The 19,250-nt window shown below is 65.9% G+C and carries 17 protein-coding genes and 1 pseudogene; 8 read left to right on the top strand and 10 right to left on the bottom strand.

Annotated elements, in window-relative coordinates; genetic code table 11:
- Window position 1: 1 nt before the first annotated feature.
- The 3 genes from E5554_RS04445 to E5554_RS04455 are packed head-to-tail and all read right to left on the bottom strand — an operon-like array spanning window position 2 to window position 3,062.
- A complete protein-coding gene (locus E5554_RS04445; protein WP_136186067.1) occupies window positions 2-1,498 on the bottom strand; it encodes a fatty acid--CoA ligase family protein in 1,497 nt (498 codons plus the stop codon).
- 10 nt (window positions 1,499-1,508) lie between these two features.
- Complete coding sequence (locus E5554_RS04450) at window positions 1,509-1,799, bottom strand: hypothetical protein (RefSeq protein ID WP_136186068.1); 291 nt, start codon at window positions 1,797-1,799, stop codon at window positions 1,509-1,511.
- Between the two features lie 36 nt (window positions 1,800-1,835).
- Entirely contained in the window at window positions 1,836-3,062 is a 1,227-nt protein-coding gene (locus E5554_RS04455) for a CoA transferase (protein ID WP_136186069.1), read from the bottom strand.
- 219 nt (window positions 3,063-3,281) lie between these two features.
- On the opposite strand from E5554_RS04455, the gene E5554_RS04460 reads away from it, so the two are divergent.
- Window positions 3,282-4,073 (top strand): SDR family oxidoreductase, encoded by a 792-nt coding sequence (locus E5554_RS04460; RefSeq protein ID WP_136186070.1) that lies wholly within the window; start codon window positions 3,282-3,284, stop codon window positions 4,071-4,073.
- Between the two features lie 199 nt (window positions 4,074-4,272).
- Window positions 4,273-4,575 (top strand): hypothetical protein, encoded by a 303-nt coding sequence (locus E5554_RS04465; RefSeq protein ID WP_004209466.1) that lies wholly within the window; start codon window positions 4,273-4,275, stop codon window positions 4,573-4,575.
- A 114-nt stretch (window positions 4,576-4,689) separates the two neighbouring features.
- On the opposite strand, the gene E5554_RS04470 is transcribed toward E5554_RS04465, so the two are convergent.
- The gene (locus E5554_RS04470) at window positions 4,690-5,154 is read right to left on the bottom strand and encodes a MarR family transcriptional regulator (RefSeq protein WP_004209468.1); all 465 of its coding nucleotides are present in this window, start codon (window positions 5,152-5,154) and stop codon (window positions 4,690-4,692) included.
- Between the two features lie 82 nt (window positions 5,155-5,236).
- Window positions 5,237-6,493, bottom strand: a complete 1,257-nt coding sequence (locus E5554_RS04475; protein ID WP_136186071.1) for an acetyl-CoA C-acetyltransferase — start codon at window positions 6,491-6,493, stop codon at window positions 5,237-5,239.
- Window positions 6,494-6,653: 160 nt separating this feature from the next.
- On the opposite strand from E5554_RS04475, the gene E5554_RS04480 reads away from it, so the two are divergent.
- The 4 genes from E5554_RS04480 to E5554_RS04495 all read left to right on the top strand — a co-directional run bounded on the left by E5554_RS04480 (window position 6,654) and on the right by E5554_RS04495 (window position 12,641).
- The gene (locus E5554_RS04480) at window positions 6,654-8,318 is read left to right on the top strand and encodes an MFS transporter (RefSeq protein ID WP_136186072.1); all 1,665 of its coding nucleotides are present in this window, start codon (window positions 6,654-6,656) and stop codon (window positions 8,316-8,318) included.
- 132 nt (window positions 8,319-8,450) lie between these two features.
- Entirely contained in the window at window positions 8,451-10,640 is a 2,190-nt protein-coding gene (locus E5554_RS04485; RefSeq protein ID WP_136186073.1) for a TonB-dependent receptor, read from the top strand.
- 25 nt (window positions 10,641-10,665) lie between these two features.
- The gene (locus tag E5554_RS04490; protein WP_136188252.1) at window positions 10,666-11,703 is read left to right on the top strand and encodes a dihydrodipicolinate reductase; all 1,038 of its coding nucleotides are present in this window, start codon (window positions 10,666-10,668) and stop codon (window positions 11,701-11,703) included.
- Window positions 11,704-11,705: 2 nt separating this feature from the next.
- Window positions 11,706-12,641 (top strand): SDR family NAD(P)-dependent oxidoreductase, encoded by a 936-nt coding sequence (locus E5554_RS04495; RefSeq protein WP_136186074.1) that lies wholly within the window; start codon window positions 11,706-11,708, stop codon window positions 12,639-12,641.
- Window positions 12,642-12,739: 98 nt separating this feature from the next.
- Here the strand turns inward: E5554_RS04495 and E5554_RS23255 are convergent, their stop codons facing one another.
- From E5554_RS23255 to E5554_RS04515, 5 genes and pseudogenes are all read right to left on the bottom strand, one after another.
- The gene (locus E5554_RS23255; RefSeq protein WP_080604449.1) at window positions 12,740-13,210 is read right to left on the bottom strand and encodes an IS5 family transposase; all 471 of its coding nucleotides are present in this window, start codon (window positions 13,208-13,210) and stop codon (window positions 12,740-12,742) included.
- Between the two features lie 5 nt (window positions 13,211-13,215).
- Window positions 13,216-13,530, bottom strand: a pseudogene (locus tag E5554_RS23260) (transposase); the annotation flags it as partial.
- Between the two features lie 59 nt (window positions 13,531-13,589).
- Window positions 13,590-14,453 carry an SDR family NAD(P)-dependent oxidoreductase gene (locus tag E5554_RS04505; RefSeq protein ID WP_136186075.1) on the bottom strand — a complete coding sequence of 288 codons (864 nt, stop codon included), beginning with the start codon at window positions 14,451-14,453 and terminating at the stop codon, window positions 13,590-13,592.
- On the bottom strand, window positions 14,450-15,676 hold the full coding sequence (locus E5554_RS04510) for an MFS transporter (protein WP_063976070.1): 1,227 nt from the start codon (window positions 15,674-15,676) through the stop codon (window positions 14,450-14,452). Before E5554_RS04510 ends, E5554_RS04505 begins: the two co-directional genes overlap by 4 nt.
- 50 nt (window positions 15,677-15,726) lie before the next feature.
- Window positions 15,727-16,380: a TetR/AcrR family transcriptional regulator gene (locus tag E5554_RS04515; RefSeq protein WP_247594375.1), complete on the bottom strand. Its 654-nt coding sequence runs from the start codon at window positions 16,378-16,380 to the stop codon at window positions 15,727-15,729.
- Window positions 16,381-16,449: 69 nt separating this feature from the next.
- On the opposite strand from E5554_RS04515, the gene E5554_RS04520 reads away from it, so the two are divergent.
- The gene (locus E5554_RS04520) at window positions 16,450-17,835 is read left to right on the top strand and encodes a hypothetical protein (RefSeq protein ID WP_247594376.1); all 1,386 of its coding nucleotides are present in this window, start codon (window positions 16,450-16,452) and stop codon (window positions 17,833-17,835) included.
- A complete protein-coding gene (locus E5554_RS04525) occupies window positions 17,832-19,250 on the top strand; it encodes an acyl-CoA reductase (protein WP_136186077.1) in 1,419 nt (472 codons plus the stop codon). The genes E5554_RS04520 and E5554_RS04525 overlap by 4 nt, the downstream gene beginning before the upstream one ends.

Raw genomic sequence — 19,250 nt, forward strand, 5'->3', positions numbered from 1 at the left:
GTCAGGCTGCGAACAGCTTCTTGATTTCCCGGCGGAGGAGCTTGCCCATTTCATTATAGGGCAGGCTCTTAGCAAAGAGCACGCGCTCGGGCACTCGCGAAGAACGCAGCCGGGCACGGATGACCTGCTTCAGTTCCTCGTCAGCCGGCGCTGCATGGCCGTCGCGCACGACCACGATCAGGCCGACCGCCTCGCCCCATTCGGCCGACGGGATGGCGACGGCCGCCGCTTCGGCAATGGCGGGCAGGGCCAGCATCACATCCTCGATCTCGCCGGGCGAGATATTCTCACCGCCGCGCACGATCACGTCGTCGGCGCGGCCCGACAGGAACAGATAGCCCTCCGCATCGATATAGCCGGCGTCGCGGGTGGGAAACCAGCCATCGGCGTCGAGCGCGCTGCGCTCGCGATATTCGCCCGACACCTGGTCGCCGCGAACATAGATTTCGCCCGGCTCGCCGGCGGGCAGGCAACGGCCATCCTCGTCGCGAATCTCGATCTCGACCGTCGGCAGCGGCCGGCCGACTGACGCCAGCCGGGCGCGGGCGGCGGGATCGGTCGCGACATGGGCGGCGCGATGCTCGTCCGGCCCCAGCAGGGCGACCGTCGAGCTGGTCTCGGTCAGGCCATAGGCATTGGTGAAGCCGGTATTGGGAAACAGGTCGAGCGCGCGCTGGATCAGTTCCAGCGGCATCTTGCCGCCACCATAGGCGACCGCCCGCAGATTGCCGAGGTCGGGGCGGACACCCTTGTCCACCGTCTCGATGATGCGGGAGAGCATGGTCGGCACGACGAAGGCATTGCTCGCCCGCTCCCCTGCCGCCAGCTCCAGCCAGGCGGCGGGATCGAAGGCGGGGAGCAGCAATATGCGGCGCAGCGCATAGATGGAGCTGAGCAGGGCAGCGATGCCGGCAATATGATAGGGCGGCACGCTGACCAGCGCGGCATCCTCTTCCGGCGCGGCGCCAAACTCGACCGTACCCAATATATAGGAGACCAGATTGGCGTGGCGCAGGATCGCCGCCTTGGGCGCGGCCGTGGTGCCGCTGGTGAACAACTGGATGGCGACGCCATCGCCTTCGTCCGCCTCGATCGGCGCATCGGCCGCAGCGTCCAGCGCGGCGGTCACAAAATCGGCCCGCGCCAGCACCTTGTTGTCGGCCGAGGGGCAGAGGCGTTCGACCCGCGCGACATCGCCGACGATCAGCGCCGGCGTGATCCGTGCCAGCAGTGCGGCCAGGTCCGCGTCGGCCAGCCGATAGTTGAGCGGCACATAGGGCACGCCGGCAATCGCCGCGCCGAACAGCGCCATCGCCGCCGCCTCGCTGCTTTCGTCCAGCAGCGCGACATGGCTGCAGCCACTGTCCCGGATCAGCGCGGCGGCGCCGCGCGCGCCAGCCAGCAGCCGGGCATAGCTCCAGCGCTGGCCGTCACAGACCAGGCCGATGCGGTCGGGCGCGGCATCGGCCGCCATTTCAAGGAACAGGGCGATGTTCATGGGATGGGCGTCAGTCCGAAGCGGGCAGGGGCTTGGCGTCCTTGGGGCTCAGCGCCACGCCGTCGACCGACAGCGAACCCTTGCCCGGCTTGACGCACAGCAATTCGAAATTGCCGGCCGGATCGACATAGCGCTTGCCCATCAGCGTGCCGGCGCTGAAATCCTCGGCGGGTGTGCCGACCGTATCCGGCTTGGCTTCGCCCATGGCGCTGCCGCCGCATTCGATCGTGCCAGTGCCGCTGCGGATCACCATCACTTCGGTGTCGCACACCGCGCTTTTCAGTTTCGTACCCGGTTTCATATCATTCCTGCCTTCCAGCCCCCCGACGTCGCCCCTTCAGGCGATAGCGCCGCTGGCCTTCCATTGTTCAATCTGGTCCCACTCGACGCCCAGTTCCATCAGCACCAGTTCGGTATGTTCCGATGCCTGGGGCGACCGCGTGGTCTGCACCGGCTGGCCGTCGAACTGCACCGGGCCGCGCACCAGCCGCAGCGGCGCGCCGCCATCGGCGCCCTCGACCTCGATGATCATGTCGTTGGCGATCGCCTGCTCGTCGGTCAGCAGATCCTTGAAGCTCTGGATCGGCGCCCATTGGCCCTTCATCGTCTTCAGATGCTCGCGCCAATAGGCGAAGGGCTTCTGACCGAAGGCCTTGACCAATATGTCGCTCGCCGCGCCGGCATTCTCGATCAGCGCCAGCACATCCTTGAAGCGCGGATCGTCCGCCGCCTCGGGCACGCCGACATGGGCGAAGGTATCGGCGATCAGGCCGGTGGGGCTGACCATGCACAGGTTGATCGTGCCGCCGTCCGATGTATGGAAATTGCCCATGAAGGGGTTGCGCAGCGATCCGCCGGAACTCGGCATGCCGTTGCGGGTCAGGATGTCGGTCTCCATCACCTGCGCGATCAGCGCGCCCGATGCCCACCAGGCGCTCGACAGCAGCGACACGTCCAGCTCGACCGCCTCGCCGGTCCTTTCGCGGTGGAACAGCGCGCCGGAAATACCGCCGGCAATGAACATGCCGCCGATGGAATCGCCAAAGGCGGGAATGCCCTGGGTCAGCGGGCCGGGCAGTTCCTCGGGCGTCATCGCGTGGGCGACGCCGCTGCGCGACCAGAAGCAGGTGCCGTCGAAGCCACCGACCTCACGCTCCGGCCCCTTGTTGCCCAGCGCGCTGCCACGGGCATAGATGATGTTCGGATTGACCGCGCGGATATGCTCGATGTCGAACTTGTTCTTCTGCCGCACCTGGGGAAGATAGTTGGTCAGGAACACGTCGGCGCTCTTGGCCAACTCATAGAGTACGGCCTGGCCTTCCTCGGTCGACAGGTCGATGCCGACGCTGCGTTTGCCGCGATTGGGATGCTCAAACAAGGTGTGGCGCAGTGGATCGAGCTGCACCCCGCCCATGTTCAGGAACCCGCGCTGCGTGTCACCGCGCACCGGATGCTCGATCTTGATGACGTCCGCGCCCCAGTCGGCCAGGATCGCGCCGGCAGCCGGCACATAGGTGAACTGCGCCACTTCCAGAACGCGCACCCCCTTCATCACCTGGGTCATAAAATCAGCCATCCCCTCATTCGCCGCATGATGCGACCTGTTGGGGAAAGGGTAGAAGCTGCGCCGGTCGCCGCAAGTCCGGCGGGCCTGCTATCGCTATCGCGATGCGCCCCGCCCCCCTAGCGCCGCGGCGATATTGCCGGCGTCGACCGGGCCATGGGTTGAGCCGCCTTGCCGCTGTGCCATAGCCAGTCCGAAAACAGATGTGGGAGACATGCCATGAAACTCGACTCTTCCCTGTCCGCGGTCGTGACCGGCGGCGCGTCGGGCCTGGGGCTGGCGACGGTGCGGGCGCTTCGCGAGGCGGGGGTGAAGGTCGCGATCTTCGATATCAACGAGGATAGCGGTCAGGCGATCGCGGCGGAGGTCGGCGCCACCTTCTGCCAGGTCGACATCATGTCGGAAGACAGCGTGCTCGCCGGTTTCGACGCGGCGCGGGCGGCGCAGGGGCAGGAACGCATCCTGGTCCATTGCGCGGTCGTGTCGAAGGGCGGCAAGACCGTGTCTAAGGACAAGGAGACCGGCGGCTTCAAGCGCATGTCGACGCAGGATTATGCGATCTCGGCCGAAGGCGTGCTGGTCGCCAGCTATCGCATGGCCTCGATCGCGGCGCTCGGCATGGCGGCGCTCGACCCGCTGGAGGATGGCGAGCGGGGCAGCATCCTGCTGACCTCCAGTGCTGCGGCGCAGGATGGGCAGGTCGGCCAGGTCGCCTATGGCTCGCTGAAAGCGGGGGTCAACGGCATGGTGCTGCCGATGGCGCGCGACCTGATGGAGCTGGGGATTCGCGTCAATGCGATCATGCCGGGCATCTTTGCGACGCCGCCGATGCTGCGTTTCAAGGACATGAACCCGGCCATGTACGAAAGCCTGAACAACAGCGTGCCCTTCCCCAAGCGCCTTGGAAAGCCCGAGGAATTTGCCGGCCTGGCGTTGGAGATCACGCGCAACAGCTACATCAACGCCCAGCTGTTCCGGATCGACGGCGCGATTCGCTTTCCGCCGCGCTGAACCTCCGGGGCTGCGTCCATGGGACGAAGAGGCCGCGTTCCATATGGACGCGGCCTTTTGTCTGCCCGCTCAAGCCGCTGTTCGCACATGCAAAAATAAATACTAAGCTAGCTTGACATTATCACCGGCAATAGCTAACCTAGCTTAGTGTTAAGGGGATATAGTTCCTCGACCCGTTTTTAGTTGAAGAGGTTGTGCCATGACTCGTTTCGCCAAGATCGCCCTGTCGCTCTCTCTCGCCGCTGCCGCTCTGCCGCAGGTCGCTGCTGCTGGCGAAGCCGTCCAGATCAGCGCGGCCACCGCCGCTGCCGACTACAAGGGCAAGATGCTCTACACCGCCAGCGGCGATCGTCTGGCCGCCATCTATCGCGTCGCGGCCGATGGCAATGCGCAGATCATCCTCAACGGCAAGATGGTGAACGTGCCGGCGTCCAGCCTGACCGCCGCCGACGGCAAGCTGACCACCAGCCTGTCGAAGAAGGATCTGCTGACCGCGCACTAAGAGATCGCCGGGCGCGGCCTCCCCTGCGCCGGCCGATAGCGAATGGGCCGCTCCTTGCCGGAGCGGCCCTTTTTTATGTCCGGGAAAGGTGGGGCGCCGGGACGGCGGCGGCCTTCAGGGCTTGACGATATTTTCCGAAATCGTGTCGAGCAGGCTGTTGAGGCGCTTCAAATCCTCGGCCGAGAAGCCGGCAAAGGCGACCTCCTCATTCTCCTGCGCGATGCCGGATAGCTGCATGGTGATCGCCTGGCCACGCTCGGTCAGGAATACGGCATGGGCGCGCCGATCATCATCCTTCTGCCGCCGCTCCAGCAGGCCGTCAGCGCACAGCCGGTCGATCAGCCGCCCGGCCGATGCCTCGGCCATTTCCAGCAGGTTGGCGATATGGCGCTGGGTCGTGCCGGGATAGCGCGCGACCGCCGCGATCACCGTCCATTGCGAACGGGTGACGCCCAGCCGCACTACGCTCTGGTCGAAATGCGCGCGCAGCTGACGCGCGATGATCGTCAGCTTCATCGTCGCGTTGCGCATCAGCGCCGGCGGGTTGTCGGCGAGTGTCTTGTCCTGCAGGCTTTCCATTGTGCGCGCAGCATAGCGCCATCGCGGCGAAACGAAAGCAGCCTCCTCCTGTTCGGCGCAACGCGGCGGCCGGACGATCCGATCAGACACGTTCGATGATGATCGCGGGCGCCATGCCCCCGGCCGCGCACATGGTGATCAGGGCATAGCGGCCGCCGCTGCGCTCCAGTTCGTCGAGCGCGGTGCCGATCAGCACCGCCCCGGTCGCGCCGATCGGGTGGCCGAGCGCAATCGCGCCGCCATTGGGATTGAGCTTGGCGCGGTCGACGCCCAAGTCGCGGATGAACTTCTCCGTCACCACGGCAAAGGCTTCATTGACCTCGAATATGTCGATGTCGGCCACGGTCAGCCCGGCCTTGGCCAGCACCTTGCGCGCGGCCGGGACCGGGGCGTTCAGCATCAGCGTCGGATCGTCGCCGACATTGGCGGTCGCGACGATGCGGGCGCGGGGCTTCAGCCCATGGGCGTCGGCATAGGCTTTCGAGGCTAGCAGGATCGCGGCAGCCCCATCGACGACGCCCGACGAGGTGCCGGCATGATGCAGCGGCTCGATCGCGAGGTCGGGATATTTCTGGTTGATCAGCTGGCGGAAGGTCGGCCCATCCTGGCGCGAGGGCATGTCCATGAACGCGGCGAAGGCGGGTTTCAGCCCGGCAAGCTGCTCGGCGGAGGTGTCGGGGCGGGGATATTCCTCATGGTCCAGCACGATGCTGCCATCCTCGTCATGCACCGGCACGGTCGACCGGGCGAAGCGGCCCTCCTTGAGCGCAATGCCGGCCCTGCGCTGGCTCTCCGCGCCAAAGGCATCCAGCTCTTCGCGCGTGATCCCCTCCATCGCGGCGATCGCGTCGGCGGCCACGCCCTGGTTCGACTGGGGATGCTTGTCCTGCAACCGCATATTGCCGGTGCCAAGGCCGCCAGCGGCCTTCACGCCCGCTTCGCGCAGCGACTGGCCGTACCAGGTGACATAGGACATCATCTCGGTCCCGCCGGCGATCACCAGATCCTCCATGCCCGACATGATCTGCGCCGCGGCCAGGTTGGTGGCGGTCAGGCCGCTGCCGCAGAAGCGATCCAGCGTCACGCCCGAAGCCTTGACGTCATAGCCCGCATCGAGCGCCGCCATCCGGCCAAGGTCGCCGCCCTGCAGCCCCATCTGCGCGCTGGTGCCCCAGATGATGTCGTCGACATCGGCGGTGTTCAGATTGTTGCGATCCTTCAGCGCCTTCAGCACCGCCACCGCAATATGCTGCGGGTGCATGTGCGACAGCGCGCCCTTGCCCATCTTGCCGATGCTGCGCGGGGTGCGGACGGCATCAATGATATAGGCGTCGGTCAAGCATCTTCTCCCGGTCTCTTTTGCCGCAGGCGCGGCTCTCGCATCCTATCGCATGGAAGCGGGACGGCCCCCAATCGCACAGGCGATTGATCGCGCGCCGATTGGCCTGCGTCGCCCGGCTGGTGCAGGCTGGGCGGGCAGATGATGAGGAGGGAGACGGATGGCGCAAGGCGATGTCGCGCAGGCGACGGGCGGCAGCTTCGCGCCGCTGCGCGAACCGGTGTTCCGCCGGATCTGGACCGCCAGCCTTCTCTCCAATTTCGGCCAGCTGATCCTGGGCGTTGGCGCGGCATGGGAAATGACGCGGATGAGCGCGTCGCCCAGCATGGTCGCGCTGGTCCAGACCGCCCTGATGCTGCCGCTGATGCTGGTGACATTGCCCGCCGGCGCCTTTGCCGACATGTTCGACCGCCGCCGGATCGCGATGAGCGGCCTCGCTTTCTCTATGGCCTGCGCGGCGCTGCTGACCTTCTTGGCCTGGACGGGGCATAGTTCGCCCTGGATGCTGCTCGCCTTCTGTTCGCTGATCGGTGCGGGCGTCGCGCTCTATTCGCCGGCCTGGCAGGCGTCGATCAGCGAACAGGTCGGGCCGCGCCTGCTGCCCGCCGCCGTGGCGCTGGGCACGATCAGCTATAATGTCGCGCGCAGCTTCGGCCCGGCGCTGGGTGGCATCATCGTGCTGGCCGCCGGCGCCCATGCCGCCTTTGCGATCAACGCCATCTGCTATCTGCCGCTGTTCCTTGCCTTCTTCGCCTGGCAGCGGCGCCATGTGCCCGCGCGCCTGCCGCCCGAACAATTCCACCGGGCGATGGTATCGGGCATGCGCTACGCGCTGCATGCCGGGGCGATCCGCACGGTGCTGCTGCGCGCCTTCCTGTTCGGACTGGCCGGCGCGTCGGCGTCCGCGCTCGCGCCATTGGTGGCGAAGGATCTGCTGGGCGGCGATGCCAGCGTCTATGGCCTGTTGCTGGGCGCCAGCGGGGTGGGGGCCGTGCTGGGGGCGCTGCTGGTCGGGCCATGTCGCGACCGCTTCGGAACGCAGCGGACGACCGCCGTGCTGGCGCTGGTCAGCGGCCTCGCGCTGGCGCTGGTCGGGGTCAGCCGCCATGTGCCGCTCACCTGCCTGGCGTTGCTGGTCGCGGGCGGCGCCAATATCCTGACCATCGCCCTGTTCAACGTCTCGGTGCAGCTGTCGGCGCCGCGCTGGGTGACAGCGCGGGCCTTGTCGCTCTTCTCCTCGGCGCTGACCGGCGGCATCGCGATTGGCGCGCTGCTCTGGGGGCTGGTGGCGCAACATTGGTCGGTCGACATTGCCATGTATGGATCGGGGCTGGCACTGGCCATATTGCCGTTGCTGGGCTGGCTGCTGCCACTGCCGGAGACCAGCGAGGCGGATGTCGAGCCCTTCATCATCGCGGGCGAACCGGAAGTCGGCATGGCGCTCACCCGTCGCTCCGGCCCGGTCATCATCGAGATCGACTATGATGTCGATCCCGACCAGGCGCGCGATTTCTATGCGGCGATGGTGGAGGTGCAGCGCACCCGGATGCGCAATGGCGGCTTCAACTGGTCGATCGCGCGCGACATCGCCAATCCCGCGCTGTGGACCGAGCGCTATCAATGCCCGACCTGGGGCGATTATCTCCACATGCGCGATCGTTTCACCCAGGCCGACAAGCTGGCGCAGCAGGTGGCGCGCGCCTTTGACCGCAAGGCCGGCGAGGTGCGGGTGCGGCGGCGGCTGGAGCGGCCATTCGGATCGGTCCGCTGGCGCGCAGACTCGCCCGATCCGCGTCAGGATACGATTGGATATCTTGGCCCCTGAGCCGCGCGCGGCAACGCCGAGGCGATGAGTCAGCCGCGGGCCGCTTATCTGCGCGCGAGACCGCGGTTCTCGGCCTTATCATGCCGCCCATAGGGAAGGCCGGACCACCGGCACCGATCATGGGAGGCAAGGATGATCCATCGGAAGACGCTTATTCGTTCGTCGGGTATTGGCGCGGCCATGCTGCTGGCCACCGTGTCGCACCTGGCTGTCGCGCAGGAGGCGCCGCCGCCGCCAGCCCAGAATGATCAGGATCTGATCATCGTCACCGCCCAGCGCCGTGCCGAATTGTCGCGCGACGTGCCGATCAGCATCACCACCGTCACCCAGGATCAGCTGACCAGCGCCGGCGCCAGCCAGCTCACCGACATCGCCACCGTCACCCCGGCGCTGCGCTTCGACAGCGCCGCCGCCTTCGTCCAGCCGACCATTCGCGGCGTCGGCACGGCGGTCGCCAGTTCGGGCGGCGGCGCCAATGTCGGCATCTATGTCGACGGCTTCTATTCGCCCAACCCGCTGGCCGCCGATTTCCAGCTGATGAGCCTGAAAAGCGTGCAGGTGCTGAAAGGACCTCAGGGCACTTTGTTCGGCCGCAACACCACTGGCGGCGCGATCCTGTTGACCACGGCCGATCCCAGCAGCGACGGCGCGGGCGAGTTCAAGGTCAGCTATGGCCGCTTCAACAGCCTGGCGGTGCAGGGCTATGCCACCTTCGGCGTGGTCCAGGATGTGGCGATGGATGTCGAGGGGCTGTTCCGGCGCGGCAACGGCTTCGTCCACAATATCACTACCGGCAGCGACCGGGACGGGCGCTACAGCAACTGGTCGGTGCGTACCGGGATCAAGGCGGACCTGAGCGATTCCGTGTCGCTGCTTCTGCGCTATACCCATAGCGACACCGATGATCCGACCCTGCTCAACACCAATATCTATGTCGGTGACGATATTGGCGGCGCGGGCACCAACCTGCCGCCCAGCCTCTATGCCACCAAACATGATGATGTGGCGACCGGCGGCCCGACCGAGTTCCTGTCGAACAATGATGTGATCCAGGGCACGCTGAAGGCGGACCTCGGCTTTGCCGACCTCACCTCCTACACCCAGTATCGCGACGAAAATTCGCTGATCGTCGAGGATCTGGACAGCACGGCGGCGAATATCTTCCTGCTGCACATTCCGGTGCGCAGCCAGACCGTCTCGCAGGAATTGCTGCTCACCTCGAAGCCGGGCGGACCGCTGCAATGGACCGCCGGCCTTTTTTACTTCAATAACAAGGACCGATGGGGCACGCGCGTCGGCACGCCGACCGCCGGCGATCCGCTCGCCAGCATTGCGCTGGGCGGTTCGGGCACCAACAGCAAATCCTATGCGGCCTTTGCCGACCTTACCTATGCTTTCACGCCCGACCTGTTCCTGACGGTGGGTGGGCGCTACAGCCACGACAGGATCGGCGACGCCTATTATATCATCCCCTTCTCCGGCGTGCGCACCTATGTGCCGGACCTCAAGGGCAACAAGTTCACGCCGCGCGCGGTGCTGCGCTACAAGCCCAGCGAGGAGTCGAGCGTCTACGCCTCCTATAGCAAGGGCTATAAGTCGGGCATTCTCGACGTTGGCGGCAATACCGGCAACAAGGTCGCGCCGGAGGATATCGACGCCTTTGAAGCGGGCTTCAAATATGATGACCGGCGCCTGTCGGTCGACCTGTCGGCCTATTATTATGATTACAAGAATCTGCAGGTGTCGCTCTATCGCGGCAATCCGCCCTCGGCCCAAATCATCAACGCCGCCTCGTCGGAAATCTATGGTCTGGAAGGCCAGCTTTCCTATCGGCTGACCGACCGGTTCCAGTTCAATGTCGGTGCCGCCTATACCCATGCGCGCTACACTAATTTCGAGGATGCGCCGATCTATACGCGCTGCACCCTCGCCAGTTGCGCGGCGCAGGGGATCAGCTTCGTCGTCGTGCCGACCCAGCTCAACGATGTGCATATGCAGCGCACGCCCGACTTCACCGGCAATGTCGGCGCGCGCTACACGCTGGACCTGGCCGGCGGTTCGCTCGCCCTGTCGGGCAATCTCTATTACACCTCGAAATTCTATTTCGGCCCGTCCGGCACCCAGTTCGCGCAGAAGGGCTATGAGGTGCTGGCGCTGCGCGCGGAATGGACCGACGCCAGCGACCGTTTCTCGCTGGCCGTCTTCGGCGACAATGTCACCGACAGCCGCTACCGCACCCAGGTGCTCAGCAATAATTTCGGCATCGGCAATGTCTGGAGTGCGCCCGCGACCTGGGGCGTCCAGGCCGGCGTCAAATTCTGATCGGGCGGCAAGGGAGAGGATGGCGATGGGCAAGCACTATCGGGTGATCCAGTGGGCCACCGGCAATATCGGCGGCCGTGCCCTGCGCGCGGTGATCGAGCATCCGGGGCTGGACCTCGCCGGCCTGTGGGTCAGTTCGGCGGCCAAGGCGGGGCAGGATGCCGGTGTGCTCGCCGGCACCGCGCCGCAGGACATTATCGCCACCAGCGATGTCGACGCGCTGGTCGCAACCCCGGCCGATTGCGTCCTCTATATGCGGCAGGGGACCGACATCGACGAACTGTGCCGGCTGCTGGCATCGGGCAAGAATGTCGTCACCACGCGCGGCGACTTCCATCATCCCGCCTCCATGGACCCGGATGTCCGCGCCCGGATCGAGGCCGCCTGCCAGGCCGGCAACAGCTCGATCTACAGCACCGGCTCCAGCCCCGGTTTCGTGACCGAGGCGCTGACCATTCCCTTGCTCTCGCTCTCGCGCCGGCATGACTGCCTGACGATCGACGAGTTTGCCGACATGGAAAGCCGGGATTCACCCGACCTGTTGTTCAACATCATGGGCTATGGCGTTGCGCCGACCGCGTTCGACCAGCGCAAGGTCGATTATGTGAAGCATGATTTCGCCGGCTCGCTCGCCCAACTGGCCGACGCCGCCGGCATCTCGGTAGACCGGTGGGAGGCATTCGGCGAAATGGCGGCGGCGACCCGCGACGTGACGATCGCGGCCGGCACGATCGCCGCCGGCACCGTCGGCGCCCAGCGCATCACCATATCGGGGATGCAGGGCGACAAGGCCGTGCTGCGCTTCCGCGCCAACTGGTATTGCACCCGCGATATCGACCGCCCCGACTGGGAATTGCGCGAGTCCGGCTGGCGTATCCAGGTGCAGGGCGACACGCCGCTCGACGTCCACATCAGCTTCCCGGTCGCGCCGGAGGATTATGCCGCTTTCACGCCGGGCCTGACCGCTCATCGCGCGGTGAATGCCATTGCGGCCGTGTGCGATGCGCCGCCGGGTATCCGCACCACCGCCGACTTGCCGCAGATCATCGCGCAACTGGGATGAGCATGGACAGGATCGATTTCACCGGCCGCACCATCCTCATCACCGGGGCGGGCGGGGGCCTCGGCCGCGCCTATGCGCTGGACATCGCCGCGCGCGGCGGCGCGGTCATCGTCAATGATCTGGGCGGATCGGTGACGGGGGAGGGGGCGTCCTCGACCATGGCCGATGCCGTCGCGGCAGAGATTGTTGCAGCGGGCGGCATCGCGATCGCCAATGGCGATGATGTGTCGTCGCCCGACGGCGCGCAGGCAATGGTCGACCTCGCCATCGCCCGCTTCGGCCGGATCGACGCGGTGATCGCCAATGCCGGCAATATGCGCTTTGCGCCGGTCGAGGATCTGACGGCGGCTGATCTCGATGCGCTGCTCGCCGTCCATGTGCGCGGCTCCTTCAATGTCGCGCGCGCTGCCTGGCCGCATATGCGGGCGCAGGGCGGGGGTCGGTTGGTGCTCACCACATCGGGCGGCGGCATGCTGGGGATGGGGCAATTGTCCGCCTATGGCGCGGCCAAGGGTGGCATCATGGGGCTGATGCACAATCTGGCGGAGGAGGGGCGGCCGCACGGCATCCTCTGCAACGCGGTGATGCCCAATGCCGCCAGCCGCATGTCGGCGGGCATGAGCGAGGGGACGCTGGGGCATAATCCCTGGGGCCGGGCGCTCGGCCCCAGCTTCGATCCGCGCTTCACCGCCGGCCTGGTCGCGTATCTGGCCCATGAGCGCTGCACCTCGACCCACAGCATCTATTCCGCGCTCGGCGGCCGGATCGCGCGGGTGTTCGTCGGCGCGACGAAGGGATGGGACCATGGGCTGGACGCGCCGCCGACGGCCGAGGATGTTGCCGCCCATATCGACAGGATCCGTGACGATGGCGCCGGCTATGCCATCCCGGCCGATATCTTCGACGAGTTTCGCATCGTGGCCGAGGGGCGGGGCTAGAGCATTCTGAAGTCGGCTGGAACAGCCGATGACTCGCAGAATGCGGCAAACAAAAGGAAATTAGAGCATCCTCCGATCCAACCTAATCGGAGGATGCTCTAGGTTTCGTGGACAAAGGGTATCCATTGCAGGGCTGAGACGAGATTGACGAAGCCGAGGTAGGACTCTTTGGTTTTGTCGTATCGAGTTGCGATACGCCGCCAGTTCTTGAGTTTGTTGAAGAGGCGTTCGACAAGATTGCGCCAACGGTATTTTTCGCGATCGTGTGGGATTGGATCGCGCCGATTGCTTTTGGCGGGAATGACAGCCTCAACGTCAGCATTGGCCAATTCCTCGCGGATGGCATCTGCATCGTAGCCCTTGTCCGCCAACAATGCCTCGATCTTATGAGCAATCAAACGGAACAGCGGGCCAAAGCCTTGGATATCGTGGCTCTGGCCCGGCGTCAGGACAAAGCCGAGCGGTCGGCCTTTGGCATCGCAGCGGGCGTGGAGCTTTGTGCTGAATCCGCCTCGCGATCGGCCAAGCGCCTCGGTTTCCTGAGTCCCTTTTTTATGCCGACGGCACAATGATGTGCTCGGACCACGGTGCTGTCGATCATGTCCGCAGTGGCATCACGAGCCACCATTTCGCCCAGTGTCTCGAGCATCGCCTCGAACACCCCGGTCGTAACCCAGCGCCGGTAGCGGCGGAAAACGCTGTTCCACTTGCCATATTCATCCGGCAAGTGGCGCCATTGCGAACCTGTGCGGGCGATCCACATCATGCCTTCGAAATACAGCCGGTTGTCCTGTGCTGGACGACAGCCACGACCACGCTCAGATGGCAGTAATGTGCCGATGATCCCCCACTCGTCCTCCGTCAGCCCAATACGCTCGCCCAACGCCACCTCCAAAAGGCAGCCTTGAATCAACGCCCGATCCTGCTGTCAACCTTTGTCCACGAAACCTAGAAACCCGCCACCATCGCTTCGCTGAGCTGCCACAGTTTAAACGCCTGCGCATCATCCTGCGCGGCCGCCGATGGGGTGAGTTCGGCGCGCTGGTGGAAATAGCCGCCACTGCTGCGCCCCGGCTCCTCGGCACTGGCCAGCCAGACCAGCGTGTCGGCGGCCTGCGCCGGCGTGACCGACCGGTCGAGGATCGATTCCATATAGGCCTGCATCGGCGCGTCGCAGTGGCTGGCGAAATTGCTGGCGACCACGCCGGGATGCATGGCGTGGGCGACGATGCCGTCATCGGCGACGCGGCGGGCCAGTGCGCGGGTGAACAGGATATTGGCGAGCTTGGCATGGCAATAGGCCGCGCCACCGACGAAATTCTCGGCGAAGCTGAGATCGTCCCACTGGATGCCCGGGCTCTGTTCATGCCCGGTCGAGGACACGGCGATCACGCGCACCGCGCCCGGTCCCCGCCTGGCGGCAGCGGCGCGCAGATTGGGCAGCAACTTCTGCGTCAGCAGGAAGGGGGCGAGATGGTTGGAGGCAAAGGTCGCCTCGAACCCTTCGGGCGTGATCGTCCGCTCCGCCACCACGCCGCCGGCATTGTTGATCAGCGCATCGATCTCCGGGGCGCTTGCCGCAATCTCCCGCGCGACCCGTGCGGTATCGGCCATGGAGGACAGATCGGCGCGCAGCATCGTGAAATCGCCGCCGGCCTCGACCCTGAGATCGGCCTCTGCGGCGGCGCAACGGGCGACGTCACGGCCGATGCCGATCACCCGCCAGCCCTGTTGCAGCAGGGCGCGGGCGGCTTCCTTGCCGACGCCTGCGCTGGCGCCGGTGACGATCGCGGTGCGTTGGGTGTCGCTCATGCGTAGACGGGCTCCATAGTGGGGGGACGGCGCCCCAGGGTCAGGAACAGGGCAGCGCCGGCCAAAGTGACGCAGGCGCTGAGCGCCAGGAACGGCGCATAGCTGCCCCAGATGCTCAGGGTCAGGCTGAGCGTCAGTGATCCCAGCGCAGCGCCGCCCGCGATCGCCGCGCCGACGAAACCCATGACCAGGCTGAACACGCCCAGGCCAAAGCGGCGCGAGACGAGATAGGCGGCGATGTCGCCCTCTGCGCCCTGCGCCAGCCCCATCATCGCGACGGAGAGGGCAAGGACAATGGTCGCATCCAGCGGCGAAGCCATCAGCGCCATGCCGATCGCCGGCATCGCCAGCGCCAGCGCGGCGACATGGTGCGGCGGCATTCGGTCGAGCGACAGGCCGCAGGCGAAGCGACCGAGCAGCACGCCGATCGCATAGATGGAAATCAGCCAGGTCGCGGTCTGCGACGCGGCGCCGCTGTCCATCAGCACCAGTTTCATCTGGGCAGAGGCGAGACCCTGCGGGAAATTGACCAGCACCATGCCGACGATCAGCACCCAGAAGGCGGGATTGCGAAAGATGACGCGGCTGCCGACCGGCGCGGGCGTCCCTGCTTCCTCGACCTCCTCATGGGGATGCACGCCGATATGCGCCGGGGTCAGCAGCACCGCGATCAGGCCGAAGACCAGGGTGACGCCGCCCATCAGCAGATAGCCGTTGCGCCAGCCCTGGCTTTCGATGAACCCGCCGAGCAGCGGAGCGATCACCGCGCCGACCAGCGGTGGGCCGGTCATCACGATCGAGAAGGCAAGGCCGCGTGCCCGCTCGAACCGTTCGGCGACGATGCGGGTATAGACCGGCGATGTGGTGAGCGTGCCAAGGATGATCTGCAGCACGGCGACGGCGAAGAAGGCGCGGATGCTGCCCGGCTGGAAGGCGAAGCCCAGATAGGCGAGTGGCCCGGCCAGCACGCCGACGGCGGAGACCGCGCGCACCCCGAAGCGGTCGGTCAGCCGCCCGGTGATCGGCTGCATGATCAGCATCAGCAGGCCGAAACTGCCGAGCAGCGCGAATTGGGATTTCTCCCAGCCAAACTCGCCGATCATCTTCGGCGCGAACAGGCTCATCGTATAGGCCGACAGGCCGATGCCGAAGCCCAGTCCCATCGTCGCGGCGAGCAGGGGGCGCCAATGCGTCCGCAATTCGCCCCAATAGGCCGATCCCATATCCCTCTCCTCATCTGGTGCCGGCCCCCTCTTGTGGGTGGTCCGGGTTGCTAGTCCGATCTGGTCCTTATGCCGTTCAGGAACAGGCGCACGGCGGCCCGCACCCAGTCATCCACCTCGGCGGCGCTCATCGGCTGGGGCGATCCCACCAGCCGGATCGGCCCGCCCAGCACCATCGTCATGAACAGGCTGGCTGCCATGTCCGGCCGGTCCACGCAAATCGCCCCGGCGCTATCATGGCGGCGCAGCAGGTCGGCCAGATGGGCGTGAACCGGCTGGGCGCCCTGGCTGTAGGACAGCATCAGAAGGTCGGGGAAGCGATAGGATTCGGTGGTGATGATCCGCCGCAGCCGGACGCCCTCGGGCGTCGACAGGTCGGCGATGCGCAGCCGAGCGATCGCGACCAGCGTGGTTTCCAGATCCTCGCCGGCGATCGCCTCCAGCGCGGCGCGCGGCGTGGCGGTGCGGGTGATCGCGCGACCGACCGCGGCCATGAACAGCGCCGCCTTGTCGGGATAGCGGGCATAGATGGTGCGCTTGGTCATGCCGACGGCGGCGGCCACCGCCTCCATCGTCGTCAGCTCGAACCCCTTGTCGAGGAACATGTCGAGCGCGGCGTCGAGCATTTCGGCCTGGCGCGCCTGCGCCTGCTCTCGGGTCGGGCGCCCGGCGGCGGGGCGGGGGTCTGAAATCGGTGTGTCCATGACCAGCATCATTATGGCCCTTGCCGCCTTTTGCGAATCATGCATAATGACACGCATCAGGTGCTATTAATGCACCGGAGCCACAAGGGCAAGGAGCAGGATATGGGCGCGCAGGCCGATCGCCTCACCGGACTGGTCAGTTCGGACTATCGATTCAACATTCCCCACGCCGAATTGCGCGACGCGCAGATCGCGGCGCTGAACGAACGGTTCCAGGAGAAGAAGGACGGCATCCGCCTGCTCGGCCACCGCGCGCGGGAAGCGGGGATCAGCGAAGTCACCTCGCTCGACGACGCGGTGAAGCTGCTGTTCCCGCACACAGCGTACAAGAGCTACCCCGAAAACTGGCTGATGCAGCAGCGCTGGGACAAGCTGACCCAGTGGCTCAATACCATTTCCGCCCATCCCGTGACCGACATCGACCTTGACGGCATCATCGATGTCGACGACTGGATCGCCCGGCTGCAGGCGGCCGGCCATTATGTCTCCTGCTCCAGCGGCACCACCGGCAAGTCGGCGATGCTGATCGCGTCGCAGGCGGACATGGACTGGTCGAAGATCGATACCGTCAATGTCTTTGCCTGGGGATCGGGCGTGCAGCCGGCGCAGGACCGCCGCATCATGGGGCTGGCCCCGGTCGCCAAGGTGCCCAAGAACGAGATTATCGGGGAAGCCCAGCGGGCGGCCTTTGGCGATCCCGCCAAGGCGATGTTCCAATATCCGGTGCCGCCGATTACCGTCGGGTCGCTGACCCGCATGGTGGTGCTGCGCAAGGCGATGGCGGACGGCAGCGCGCTGCCCGGCGATATTGCCGAGTTCGAGGAAACGTCGCGCTTCCGGCAGGAGGCGATGGACGCCGCCGTCCATATCGCCGCCGATGCGATGATCGAGCATCGCGCCGACAAACTCTATATCGCGGGCATGTGGAACGCGCTCTACCATGTCGCCAAGGCGGTGCGGGAGCGCGGCTATAGCGCCAAGGATTTCAACCCGGACAACTGCATCTATATTGGCGGCGGGCTCAAGCGCGCGCAACTGCCGGACGATTATCAGCAGTTCGTGCATGAAACCTTCAACATTCCCGAAGGCCGGCACTTCCAGAATTATTCGATGCAGGAACTCAACAGCGGCATGCCCAAATGCCGCGAGGGCGGGCGCTATCATGTGCCGCCCTGGATCGTGCCGATGATCCTGGACAAGGATGGCGACGCGCTGATCGACCACGCCCATGACGGCGAGGTCGAAGGCCGGGCCGCCTTTTTCGACCTGTCGCTCGACGGCCGCTGGGGCGGGGTCATCACCGGCGACCGGATATCGGCCGACTACAGCCCCTGTGCCTGCGGCAATAGCGGGCCATCCATTCGCGACACTATCGCCCGCTATGCCGATCTGGACGGCGACGACAAGATCGGCTGCGCGGGTACCGTCGATGCCTATGTGCGAGGTGTGGCATGAGCGTGCTGGAACAGACGGCCCCGGTCGAAACGGCGGCCGAACCGATCCGCGTCGATCATTTCGTGCGTGGCAGACTGGTCGAGGGCGGGGCGGTGCGCCATCGCTCGCGCGATCTGGGCGTCGATTTCGCGACGCCGCAGATCGACCTCAATGCGCTGGTCGCGCCGCGATCCGAACTGCCGCCGCTGCTCGACGTGCCGGTCAGCGAGATCATCGATTTCCTGGTCGAGGCCGGGCAGCGGATGGATTTCGAGACCAATCCCTATTTGCAGGCGGCGCTGGAGCATACGGTCAAGGTCAATCCGCTGCCGCGCCGGGTGGTGGAAAATCTGTTCCGCCGGGCCAAGCATTTCCTGACGCCCGAGGGGCTGCGCTGCAGCATCGAATCGAGCTTCCTTGATCCCGCCGCGCTCGACCGCTGGGTGGAACGCACCGACATGCACGGCAATCGCGGCGCGCTGCGCGCCTTCCCGCCGCGCATGGTGCATATGCTGGCCGGCAATTCGCCCACCGGCTGCATCTCCTCGATCGCGCAGGGCGCGCTGGTGAAGGCGGTCAATGTCTTCAAGATGCCGTCGAGCGACCCGTTCACCTGCGTCGCGATGCTGCGCACCATGGCCGATGTCGATCCCGATCACCCGGTCGTCCGGTCGATGTCGGCGGTCTATTGGCGCGGCGGCGACGAGCGGATCGAAGGCACGCTCTATCGCCCCCAATATTTCGACAAGATCGTTGCCTGGGGCGGCGGCGACGCGATCAAGAATGTCATCAAATATCTGGGGCCGGGCATCCAGATGGTGTCGTTCGATCCCAAAACGTCGATCTCGATGATCGGGCCGGAAGGGTTCGATCCCGCCGTGATCGACGATGTCGCCGATGCCGCCGCAACCGACGTCGCGACGATGAATCAGGAAGCCTGCCTCGCCAGCCGCTTCATCTTCGTCGAAGGCGACCGGGCCGGGGTGGAGGCCTTCTGCGCCAAGTTGCAGGAAAAGCTCGGCCTCGATCGCGAAACGGCGTCCGCGGTCGCACATCCGCTGCCGGTCGAGGTGCGCGACGAGATCGAGATGCTGACCCTGATGGGCGACGACACCAAAGTCTGGGGCAAGCCCGATGGCCGGGGCCTCGTCATCCTGACCGACGAGCCGGTCGATTTCCATCCGAGCAACAAGACCGCCAATGTCGTCCATGTCGCCTCGCTCGATGCGGCGGTCCGCCATGTGAATGTCGCGACCCAGACGATCGGCATCTATCCGCCCGAGCGGAAACTCGCGCTGCGCGATCGCCTCGCCAGCGCCGGGGCGCAGCGCGTCGTGCGGCTCGGCGGCGCGGCCAAGCATGTGATGGGCGGCGCCCATGACGGCATGTTGCCGCTGCAGCGCTTCGTCCACTGGATGAGCGACGAGGACGCCTGA

This window comes from Sphingobium sp. PAMC28499, from assembly GCF_004795815.1.
GTDB lineage: Bacteria > Pseudomonadota > Alphaproteobacteria > Sphingomonadales > Sphingomonadaceae > Sphingobium > Sphingobium yanoikuyae.

What these genes read in the sequence shown, in the direction of transcription:
- E5554_RS04445 (WP_136186067.1), bottom strand. Translation starts at nt 1,498, where the DNA reads ATGAACATCGCCCTGTTCCTTGAAATGGCGGCCGATGCCGCGCCCGAC.
- E5554_RS04450 (WP_136186068.1), bottom strand. Translation starts at nt 1,799, where the DNA reads ATGAAACCGGGTACGAAACTGAAAAGCGCGGTGTGCGACACCGAAGTG.
- E5554_RS04455 (WP_136186069.1), bottom strand. Translation starts at nt 3,062, where the DNA reads ATGACCCAGGTGATGAAGGGGGTGCGCGTTCTGGAAGTGGCGCAGTTC.
- E5554_RS04460 (WP_136186070.1), top strand. Translation starts at nt 3,282, where the DNA reads ATGAAACTCGACTCTTCCCTGTCCGCGGTCGTGACCGGCGGCGCGTCG.
- E5554_RS04465 (WP_004209466.1), top strand. Translation starts at nt 4,273, where the DNA reads ATGACTCGTTTCGCCAAGATCGCCCTGTCGCTCTCTCTCGCCGCTGCC.
- E5554_RS04470 (WP_004209468.1), bottom strand. Translation starts at nt 5,154, where the DNA reads ATGGAAAGCCTGCAGGACAAGACACTCGCCGACAACCCGCCGGCGCTG.
- E5554_RS04480 (WP_136186072.1), top strand. Translation starts at nt 6,654, where the DNA reads ATGGCGCAAGGCGATGTCGCGCAGGCGACGGGCGGCAGCTTCGCGCCG.
- E5554_RS04485 (WP_136186073.1), top strand. Translation starts at nt 8,451, where the DNA reads ATGATCCATCGGAAGACGCTTATTCGTTCGTCGGGTATTGGCGCGGCC.
- E5554_RS04490 (WP_136188252.1), top strand. Translation starts at nt 10,666, where the DNA reads ATGGGCAAGCACTATCGGGTGATCCAGTGGGCCACCGGCAATATCGGC.
- E5554_RS04495 (WP_136186074.1), top strand. Translation starts at nt 11,706, where the DNA reads ATGGACAGGATCGATTTCACCGGCCGCACCATCCTCATCACCGGGGCG.
- E5554_RS04505 (WP_136186075.1), bottom strand. Translation starts at nt 14,453, where the DNA reads ATGAGCGACACCCAACGCACCGCGATCGTCACCGGCGCCAGCGCAGGC.
- E5554_RS04510 (WP_063976070.1), bottom strand. Translation starts at nt 15,676, where the DNA reads ATGGGATCGGCCTATTGGGGCGAATTGCGGACGCATTGGCGCCCCCTG.
- E5554_RS04515 (WP_247594375.1), bottom strand. Translation starts at nt 16,380, where the DNA reads ATGGACACACCGATTTCAGACCCCCGCCCCGCCGCCGGGCGCCCGACC.
- E5554_RS04520 (WP_247594376.1), top strand. Translation starts at nt 16,450, where the DNA reads ATGCACCGGAGCCACAAGGGCAAGGAGCAGGATATGGGCGCGCAGGCC.
- E5554_RS04525 (WP_136186077.1), top strand. Translation starts at nt 17,832, where the DNA reads ATGAGCGTGCTGGAACAGACGGCCCCGGTCGAAACGGCGGCCGAACCG.